The organism is Synergistaceae bacterium (assembly GCA_012521675.1).
Classification (GTDB): Bacteria; Synergistota; Synergistia; order Synergistales; family Aminobacteriaceae; genus JAAYLU01.
In genome coordinates this window covers 1-9,504 of the sequence record JAAYLU010000011.1, presented here as the reverse complement: position 1 = coordinate 9,504, position 9,504 = coordinate 1, and the positions used below count along the sequence as shown (strand labels likewise).

At 62.2% G+C, this 9,504-nt stretch carries 9 protein-coding genes; 6 read left to right on the top strand and 3 right to left on the bottom strand.

The genetic code is table 11. The features are described 5' to 3' along the window. The 3 genes from GX181_01205 to GX181_01195 all read right to left on the bottom strand — a co-directional run. A partial coding sequence (locus tag GX181_01205; protein NLM70563.1) for an indolepyruvate ferredoxin oxidoreductase subunit alpha occupies nucleotides 1-1,139 on the bottom strand: 1,139 nt, incomplete at its 3' end. Then, nucleotides 1,123-1,548, bottom strand: coding sequence for an acyl-CoA thioesterase (locus tag GX181_01200; protein ID NLM70562.1), 426 nt, complete (start codon nucleotides 1,546-1,548; stop codon nucleotides 1,123-1,125). The genes GX181_01200 and GX181_01205, both read right to left, overlap by 17 nt. A 128-nt stretch (nucleotides 1,549-1,676) precedes the next feature. Next, complete coding sequence (locus tag GX181_01195; protein NLM70561.1) at nucleotides 1,677-2,150, bottom strand: CoA-binding protein; 474 nt, start codon at nucleotides 2,148-2,150, stop codon at nucleotides 1,677-1,679. 145 nt (nucleotides 2,151-2,295) lie between these two features. Between GX181_01195 and GX181_01190 the strand changes: the two genes are divergently transcribed. The 6 genes from GX181_01190 to GX181_01165 all read left to right on the top strand — a co-directional run. After that, nucleotides 2,296-3,360, top strand: a complete 1,065-nt coding sequence (locus GX181_01190) for a LacI family transcriptional regulator (GenBank protein ID NLM70560.1) — start codon at nucleotides 2,296-2,298, stop codon at nucleotides 3,358-3,360. Between the two features lie 109 nt (nucleotides 3,361-3,469). Beyond that, on the top strand, nucleotides 3,470-4,777 hold the full coding sequence (locus tag GX181_01185; GenBank protein ID NLM70559.1) for a carbohydrate ABC transporter substrate-binding protein: 1,308 nt from the start codon (nucleotides 3,470-3,472) through the stop codon (nucleotides 4,775-4,777). Between the two features lie 73 nt (nucleotides 4,778-4,850). After that, on the top strand, nucleotides 4,851-6,230 hold the full coding sequence (locus GX181_01180; protein NLM70558.1) for a sugar ABC transporter permease: 1,380 nt from the start codon (nucleotides 4,851-4,853) through the stop codon (nucleotides 6,228-6,230). Continuing rightward, entirely contained in the window at nucleotides 6,227-7,090 is an 864-nt protein-coding gene (locus tag GX181_01175) for a carbohydrate ABC transporter permease (GenBank protein NLM70557.1), read from the top strand. The genes GX181_01180 and GX181_01175 overlap by 4 nt, the downstream gene beginning before the upstream one ends. Before the next feature lie 21 nt (nucleotides 7,091-7,111). Next, the gene (locus tag GX181_01170; GenBank protein NLM70556.1) at nucleotides 7,112-8,206 is read left to right on the top strand and encodes an ABC transporter ATP-binding protein; all 1,095 of its coding nucleotides are present in this window, start codon (nucleotides 7,112-7,114) and stop codon (nucleotides 8,204-8,206) included. A gap of 19 nt (nucleotides 8,207-8,225) precedes the next feature. Then, on the top strand, nucleotides 8,226-9,504 hold a 1,279-nt coding region (locus tag GX181_01165; protein ID NLM70555.1), incomplete at its 3' end, for a sugar phosphorylase.

The following is a 9,504-nucleotide window of genomic DNA, read 5'->3' as shown; positions in this document are numbered from 1 at the left end:
CTGTGCGGGCATCCCGGGCAGAGCATCGGCCTGCGCGGGACTATCTTCAGCTCCTCGAGAGCCTCCTTCAGAAGAGGATTTGCCCGGACGGACAGAGAATCGTCCCCGAGGGCCTTGGCAACGAGGTCCGCGATCACCTCTGGCAGAAGCTCCCCGGCACCGGGCACCACTCCGTTCCAGCGCCCCATTATGCCGGTGCGGTCCGGAAGCTGCATCTCCATAACCGGGTAGGTCTCCTCCAGGAAGAGCACCTTCTCGTGGCGGGAGATGAAGTCGTTAACCATCTTGACAGGCAGCGGGTGAGGCGTGCCTATCTTCAGGATCGACACGTCATCGCGACCCGCGCCCTTAAGTATGTCCTTGACCACCGCGAAGGCGGAGCCGGATGCCACTATCCCGAGTTTCGCCGCGCCCTTTGCGGGAACCTCGTAGTTGTACTTGGAGAACTCCGTCTCGAACGCCTCGCGTATGTCCAGCATCTTCTGATTGAGCTTGGGATGGTTGATCCTGACGAATGCGGGAAGGCACGCCCAGCGCGACGGATCCTTCTCGAACTTCACCTCGCCAGGCTTAAGAGGGGTTATCCTCTCCTCGACGTCCTGGCGGCAGTGATCCACCCTCACGCTCGGGCGCAACATCGTCACGATGGCAAAGCGCTCCGACAGGTCGAACGCGTCGAAGACCATCTCCCTGGCCTCCTCCGCCGTCGCCGGATCGAAGCAGGGAACCTTGGCGAACATGGCGAAGTAGCGACTGTCCTGCTCCGTCTGGGAGCTGTGCGGCCCCGGGTCGTCCGACGACACAAGCAGCAGCCCTCCCTTGAGCTGGTAGTGTGCGATGCTCATGAACGGATCCGCTGCGACGTTGAGCCCGACCTGCTTCATCACGGCGCAGGCCCTGGCCCCCGTGAACGAGGCGGCGGCCGCCTCCTCGAAGGCCACCTTTTCGTTGACCCCCCACTCCACCGACATGGGCACGCCCAGCTCGTCGGCGTACTTTGCCACCGCCGGAAGGATCTCCGACGACGGCGTACCGGGGTAGGCCGTGGCGACTAGACACCCCGCCTCGACAATCCCCCTGGCTATCGCTTCATTTCCAAGCAGTATGGCCCTGGCACTCACTCTACGCGACACCTCCATCATCCCTCAGCGCCTCTATCCACTTGCGCATGGGGTTATTACCACGCAACACCTTGCCTCTTGCGTCGACAAACGCATGGCGGGTCCATCCCTCGGCCAGCAGCTTCCCGTCCGAGGTCCTCTCGATGCGGCATTTGAAGACGACGCTTCCCGCCTTCAGTTCGCCTATCTTTGTGAACACTGTGATCTCTTCTTCATAACGTGCGGGGTATCTGTAACGGCAGTGCGACTCGACCACGGGGAGAAACATGCCCTCCGCCTCCCAGTCGGCGTAGGACCTTCCGTGAGCCCGGCAGAACTCGGATCTGCCGATCTCGAACCAGTACAGGTAGTTGGCGTAGTATGCGACGCCCATCTGATCTGTATCTCCGTATCGCACTCGAATGGTAAAAGGAACCTCGGAGGACACCGGACACCTCCTGAATAATATGGAAGTCACGCCGGACAGGTTGGATCGCAGGATTCCGACGCTTATCTACAACTTATCACTAATAGCGAATTATATACCGAACACAGTCTTTTAAGCAACAATAAATATCAAGCGCCGCACTCGTTCATGTGAGCCGCCATAAGGCAGTGCTCCAGAACCGGGTAGCCGTCCTTCGCGAGCGATTCGGCAAGTGGCTTATTCTCCGACCCGGGCTGAAAACATACCACCGGCTTGTCGGACATATTTTTCAAGTCGCGGGCGATGCCGGCCTGCTTGTCGGCGGAGACGAATAGAGCCACAACATCCACTCTCTCCTCGAGCGATGCCAAGTCCGCCCTGCACGTCAGGCCCAAGATCTCCGCTCCGGTATAGGCAGGGTTTACCGGAAAAAGGGTGAAGCCCGCGCCGGACAGGTAGTTCATAACTCGGAATACGGGCCTCTCGGTCTTTGGGGACGCCCCCACGATCGCCACCCTGCTGGGGGTGCATACGAATTTCTGCAGGATCTCGTCTCTGTTCAAATCGATCACCTCTCCAAAAAAATCGTAGCCGCTCATGCTCCACTGGACTTCCGGGGTCATTATACCCTAGAAGATCGACCGCCAAGAGGAGGTTTTCAATTTCGTCCGAGAAGAGCAGTCGCAAATTTCTATCTTTTGCGGTTGACATCCAAAACGTTTTGGATTAGACTGCTTGGCAATCCAAAACGTTTTGGGAGGGGTCGATATGCGAGTCACCCTGAAGCACATCGCGGAACGCACTGGAAAGTCCATAACCACTGTCTCGCGCGCGCTCGCCGGGTACGGCGACGTCAGCGAGGAGACCAGGGAGCTGGTGCGGCGCGCGGCGCGCGAGATGAACTACACTCCCAACGCCCTGGCGCGATCGCTGCAGAAGCGTCGCTCCCGGACTATCGGCCTGATCCTTCCCACTGTAGGCCCTCGCTTCTCCGATCCCTTCTTCACCGAATTTCTGACCGGCGTAGGAAATATGGCCGCAGAACGCGGCTACGACCTGCTCCTCTCCGTGCAGTCGCCGGGAGAGGGAGAGATGGAGCTGTACCGGCGCAAGGTGAGCGGCGGACAGGTGGACGGCTTTGTCGTTGTCCGAACGAGGCGAAGGGATCCGCGGATAGACTGGCTCGTAGAGTCAGCGGTGCCTTTCGTGGCTTTCGGCCGCACGGAGAGCGCGGCCGGCTTTCCCTTCGTCGACGTGGACAGTGTGAAGGGGATGAGGCTCGTCGGAGATCACCTGATCGGGCTCGGTCACAGGCGGATGGTCTTTCTTAGCTCGCCACCGGACCTTCTATTCATGGGGCACAGGCTGGAGGGACTTCGCCAGGCGATGGCCGAGCACGGCCTGGACCCGGACGAACTGCGAATCGTCAAGGGCGACCTGACTCAAAAGAGCGGCTACGAGGCTGCGATGAAGTTGCTCGAGGAGCCAGAAATCCCCACGGCGATAGCCTCGTGCAACGACCTGATGGCGCTCGGCGCGATGAGCGCCCTGCACGAGCGGGGCGTTTCGGTGGGTGGGGACGTCGCCGTGACCGGCTTCGACGACATCCCCATGGCTGAGCACTCACACCCCCCTCTGACGACCGTGCAGCAGCCCATCTACGAGATAGGGCGGATGGTCTGCGAGAAGCTGGTGGACCTGATCGCGGGAGAGGCGCGGGACACGAGGGGCGAGATACTGGCACCGCGACTTATCGTCCGGTCGTCCTGCGGCGCGCCTCGGAGGTCCACAGTTGAGACGGGGGGTGATGGCGAGAGTTGGCAAGTATCTTGAAGGAAAGTCCGAGAGTCGGTTGAGGTATGAAAGGCTCCCGCTTTGCCGTGCACCCTCTGTGAAGAGCGCCCTTACGGCGCGGGAGCATGTGTGGACAAGGAGGAATGTCATGAAAATGCGCGTGAAAGGAACTCGGACGCTGGCCGCTCTGCTCACGCTGAGCGCGGTCCTGTGGGGCGGCGCGGCGTTTGCATCCGGGCTCTCCGGCCTGGTGTTCTTCTCCACCCAGTTCGCGCCGGTGGAGGAGCAGGCTAAGTTCCGCGAGATTCTGAAGGACGGCGGCTTCGATTATACCGCCGATTCCAACGACGGGCCCATGATCGACCTTGTGATAGCGGAGACCAAGGCGGGCAAGGGGACATTGGGCCTGATAGGGGCTCTGCACGGCTCCTTCCCCCCTCTGCAGCAGGCGAACGCTCTCGCCAACCTGGTCGACCTGGCCGAGGACCTGGGCGATAGTCGGGAGTTCGCGCAGGCCTACATGCAGACCGGGCTCCTGGGCAGCGAGGACACACTGTACTACATCCCCTGGATGCAGGCGACCTACATCATGGCCGCCAATAAAAAGGCGCTCGATTATCTGCCCGAGGGGGTGGATCTGAACACCATCACGTACCAGCAGCTCGCCGACTGGAGCAAGGCCCTCTATGAGGCGGAGGGGAGACCCTTGCTCGGTTTGCCTCATGCGGGGCTCTTCCAGCGCTTCCTGCAGGGTTATCTGTGGCCCTCGTTCACCGGGGGAATGGTCGGCAAGTTCCAGAGCGTCGATGCGATAGCGATGCTCGAGTGGATGAAGTCGGATCTGTGGCCCTACGTCCACCCGGAGTCGATCAACTACAACCTGATGCACGAGCCGCTGTTGAAAGAGGAGGTATGGGTGGCGTTCGACCACACCGCGCGCCTGCTACCGGCCTTTGCGGAGAAACCGGACGAGTTCGTGGCCTTCCCTGCGCCCGCCGGCCCCGCGGGGCTTGGCTACATGCCGGTGATAGTGGGGCTCGCCATCTCGAAGGCCGCTCCGAACCCCGAAGCCGCCAATCAGGCCATCGAGTATCTGACACGGCCTGACGTGCAGGCCAGAGTGCTGAACGAGCTCGGCTTCTTCCCGGCGGTCGGCGGAGTTGACACATCTCGCCTTCCCAAGGGGATCGCCATGCAGATGGAGGCGGTCAACACCCAGGCGAGCTCGCCAAACGCGATCGCGGCGCTGCTGCCCGTGGGGCTGGGGGCGAGAGGCGGAGAGATAAACCAAATCTTCCGCAACGCCTTCGACCGAACGGTTCTGAACGGAGAGGATGTCGGCAAGGTGCTCGAAGAGGAGGCCACGAACCTTCAGCTCCTGATGGACGAGACCGGCGCCCCGGCGTGGCCGCCCGATCCCGCTTCCGACGGACCGAGCAAGGTGCTGCCGCGTTAAAAGACAAACGCGCTCTTTTCGGGGAGTGCCCGTACGGTTCGGGCTCTCCCCGTCTCGAAAGAAGGTGGTGAAAGTGAGCGCAAGCCCTCTTCGCGCCTCGGGGCGCAGGAGCTTCAAGTGGACCCCCTATCTTCTGATCGCGCCCGCGCTGCTCTACCTGCTGCTCTTCTTCGCCTGGCCCATGACCCAGGCTATCCGGCTGGCCGTCTGGGAGGAACAGGGGCTTCTTTCGCTCCGTGACTCCCCGGGAGGTGAGGACTCGGTCGGAACGGTAGAGCAGGGAGCAAGAATATCCGTGATGGAGCGGCGGGTTGTCCCCCTGTCCGCGGAGGAGTCCGACGGGGGCGACATATGGTTCTTCGTCGAGGGAAAGGACGAGGGTATCGGAGAGGTCCGCGGGTGGATACCGGAGAGCCGAATCAGGATCCGCGAGACCGACTCATCGGGCGCCCCGGTGCTGGGCACCGTCCGGCCCCGCCTTGGTGCGTCCGCCGGACAGGGGACTGTTCTGCACGAGACGCCCGACGAGCTCGGCGAGGCAGTCGGCGAGTTGCCTGCAAGGGCGGAGGCGACTATCCTGCGGAGGGGCTCGCAGGAGGTCTGGTACCTGGTCAAGAACACGAGCGACGAAAAGAGCGTCTCCGGGTGGGCACAGGGGCGAAATCTGCAGATCTACTCGGACGGCGAGAGCGGAAGGGTCGGCATCGGCGACACGGGACGCTTCACCCTGCTTCACGTCCGCAGGATGCTCAAGGACCGCTTCTTCCGCTCCGCGCTGTGGACGACCTTCCTGCTCATGCTGCTGATCATACCGGTGCAGCTCGTCCTGGCGATCGTGATGGCGCTGGTGATACAGTCGCGCATCAGATTCAACCTGGTCTTCCTGGCGATATTCGCAATCCCGCTGGCTGCGTCCGACCTCGCGGTGGGGATAGTCTGGTCGTCCATCTTCACGCAGAACGGCTTTCTCAACAGCCTGCTCTACACCTTCGGACTGATCTCAAGCCCTCAGCCCTACCTGACAGCCGCGACCCGCCACTGGATCCTGGTTGCCGTGTGGATAGCCGAGGTGTGGCGCGCGACCTCTCTTGTGATGGTGATCGTCGTATCGGGTCTGCAGGCGATATCGCAGGAGGTGCTGGAGGCCGCCGAGCTCTTCGGGGCCAGCCTGTGGCAGAGGGTTAGGTACGTCATCCTCCCGCTGCTCAAGCCGAGCATCCAGGTGGCCCTCATTCTTAGGACGATCCTTGCGCTGCAAGTCTTCGCCGTCGTCATAGCTCTCGGCGGCGGGGACGTGGTGACAGTTCTGGCCAACGAGACCTACCGGCAGTACTACGCCCTTCGCAACATGAACGCGGCGGCGGCCTACTCGGGGCTGATACTGCTGCTGTCGATGGTCAGCGCCGTGTTCTATCTGCGCACCGTGCGCGGAGGGGAGGAGGCGGTATCATGAGCGTCCGGGTCTCCGACGAGATGGAGAGGGTGCGGGCGAGGGCGAAGCGCCGCCTTGCGATAAAACGGGCTTTTACCTACCTGGTCGCCATCCTCCTGTCCCTGTGGATTCTGCTTCCTATATGGTTGATCGCGTCGACCGCGCTGACGACGCCCGAGGCGATGAGGAGCTTCCCCAAGGGGGCGCTCCCTTTCATCCCCTTCTCTTTCGACACGATGCGCTTCTTCCTGGATTCCTACGGCATTCTGCCCGGCCTAGTGAACAGCGTCGTCGTCGCACTGCTGACACTGGGGCTCTCGACCCTGATCGCCGCCCCGGCCGGGTACGCCCTATCGCGATACTCATTCCGCGGGCGGGAAACTTTCCGGCTATCGATCCTGGCCGTGCGAGCCTTTCCAGTGGTAATACTCTCGATACCGCTGGCGGTCACATTCATCAGCCTCGGCATCTTCGACAGCATACCGAGCCTCGCCCTGATGCACACGGCCCTGACACTCCCCACCACTGTGCTGGTCATAGGCAGCGTGTTCGCGGGCATACCGTACGAGCTGGAGGAGGCGGCGCAGGTGTTCGGCTGCACGCCGCTGCAGGCGTTCCGCACGGTGGTGATGCCGCTGGCCCTTCCAGGCATAGCGGCGGCGGGGCTGTTCACATTCGTAATGTCGTGGAACGAGGTCTTCGCCGCGACTGTGTTGACCGTGAAGAACCGCACCTTGCCCGCCCAGGTGCTGGTGTCGCTGAGGGAGGCCTCCGACGCTTACAAGTTCGCGGGTGGCTTCTTCATGCTGGTCCCGTCGGTGATCTTCATCGTGATCATCCGCAAGTACCTGTTCAACATGTGGGGACAGGCAAGCAAATAATGAGAGAAAGGGGGCGAGGTCATGTCGGAGATCAGGATAGAGGGAGTCACAAAGCGCTTCGGTGACTTCGTGGCAGTGAAGGACGTGTCGCTGGTGGTGGCCGAGCACGAGTTCATGGTGCTCCTTGGGCCCAGCGGCTGCGGGAAGACGACCCTGCTGCGGGCGATCGCCGGGCTCGGCATGGCCGACGAGGGGCGGATAAGCATCGGCGGCAGGGACGTGACCTACCTTCCGCCCAGGGAGAGGCATATATCCATGGTCTTTCAGAGCTACGCGATCTTCCCTCACATGAACGTCTTCGACAACATAGCCTTCGGCCTGAGGATGCGCAAAGAGGATAAATCGGAGACCGAGGACCGGGTCCGCCGGGCCGCGGAGCTTCTACACATAGAGGGGATGCTGGACCGATATCCGTCGAAGATGAGCGGCGGACAGAGGCAGCGGGTCGCGGTCGCGCGGGCGATAGCCATGCAGGCGCAGGTGCTTCTGATGGACGAGCCGCTGAGCAACCTGGACGCACTGCTGAGGCTTGAGATGAGAGCGGAGCTTAAACAGCTGCTTGCCAAGATAGGCACCACCACTGTCTACGTCACCCACGACCAGGTGGAGGCCATGAGCATGGGAGATCGAATCGCCGTGATGCACGGAGGGACGATCCAGCAGGTGGACTCCCCCACCGAGGTGTACGACTTCCCCGCGAACGGCTTCATAGGCGGCTTCATCGGAAATCCACCGATGAACTTCCTGATGGGCCGGGTCCGAAAAGGCCCGGACGGAACGACGGTCAGGCTCGGTGAGTTCGACGTCGCACCAGCGGCCGAGATGCAGCAAATGCTCTCAAAATACGACGGCAAGCCAGTGGTGCTGGGCATTCGCGCCGAGAACCTGGAGACACTGCACGAGCCGGCACCGGACGCGCTGATGGCGGACGTGCTCGTTGTGGAGCCTCTGGGCGCTCAGAATTTGTTGACTGCGGCCTTCGGAGGACATAAGATCAAAGTGGCGACGCACCCGGCCTTTCCGGCGAGCGCCGGCGGGAGGGTATGGCTTCGCCTCCCCTCCGACAGCATCCGATGGATGGACCCGGACACGAAACAGGCGCTTCGCCCCGCATGACCCACAGGGAGGACGCACGATGAACGACTCCGACGCACGAATAGGCGCCCTGCTCGCTCAACTCTTCGGGGAGGATGCCGTGGGCGTGCACCGACGACTTGAGAGATTGACGGCCTCCTACCGGGGCAGGATACCCGCTCCGACCGGGAGAAAGTCCATTCCTAGCGAGCGGGACACCATCCTCATAACCTACGCCGACCAGTTCAGCACACCGGGAGAGCACCCTTTGCGCACCCTTCGCTCCTTCATGGACGAGCATCTTGCCGGGTACGTCAGCGGGGTGCACATCCTACCCTGCTTCCCCTACTCGTCGGACGACGGCTTCTCGGTGGTCGACTACAGGCGTATCGACCCGGAGCTCGGCGAATGGGAGGACATAGCCGAGCTGGGCGAGCGCTACCGCCTGATGCTGGACTTCGTGGCAAACCACGTATCGAGGGAGAGCGAGTGGTTCGCCGCCTTCACTCGCGGGGAGGCGCCGTGGAGCGACTTCTTCATCACCGTGTCGGAGGGGGAGAACTTGTCCAAGGTGGTGCGGCCGCGGACCTTGCCGCTGCTGACCAGGGTCGACACCGCCAAGGGCGAGAGGCTGGTCTGGACGACCTTCAGCGACGACCAGATCGACCTGAACTACGCCTCGCCGGACGTGCTGCTGGAGATGACCGACATACTGCTGCACTACGCCCTCAAAGGCGCGGAGATAGTCAGGCTGGACGCGATAGCCTACCTATGGAAGACTATCGGGACCTCCTGCATCCATCTGCCGCAGACTCACGCGGTGATCAAGCTGTGGCGGGCGGTGCTGGACGACGTCGCCCCCCACGTGATGCTGATAACAGAGACGAACGTCCCCCACGAGGAGAACATAAGCTACTTCGGCGATCCCCGCTCGGATGGGCAAGGCACGGACGAGGCTCAGATGGTATACAACTTCTCCCTAGCCCCGCTGACCCTCCACGCCCTCCTTACGGGCGACGCATCCGTCCTCTCCGGATGGGCTTCCGGCCTGAGGGTGCGGACTCGCGGTTCGTGCTTCTTCAACTTCATCGCCTCCCATGATGGCATCGGTGTGACTCCGGCCAAGGACATACTGAGCAACGCGCAGATTGCCGCGCTGGCGGAGCGAACTCTCGCCAACGGGGGGCTCGTATCGCACAGGGCGAACCCTGACGGCTCCGCCAGCCCGTACGAGCTGAACATCACCCTGTACGACTTTCTGAACGACCCCTCCAACCCCGACCCTAAGGCTGACGAGGCGCTCTTCATTGCATCACAGGCAATCCTGCTTTCGCTCGCGG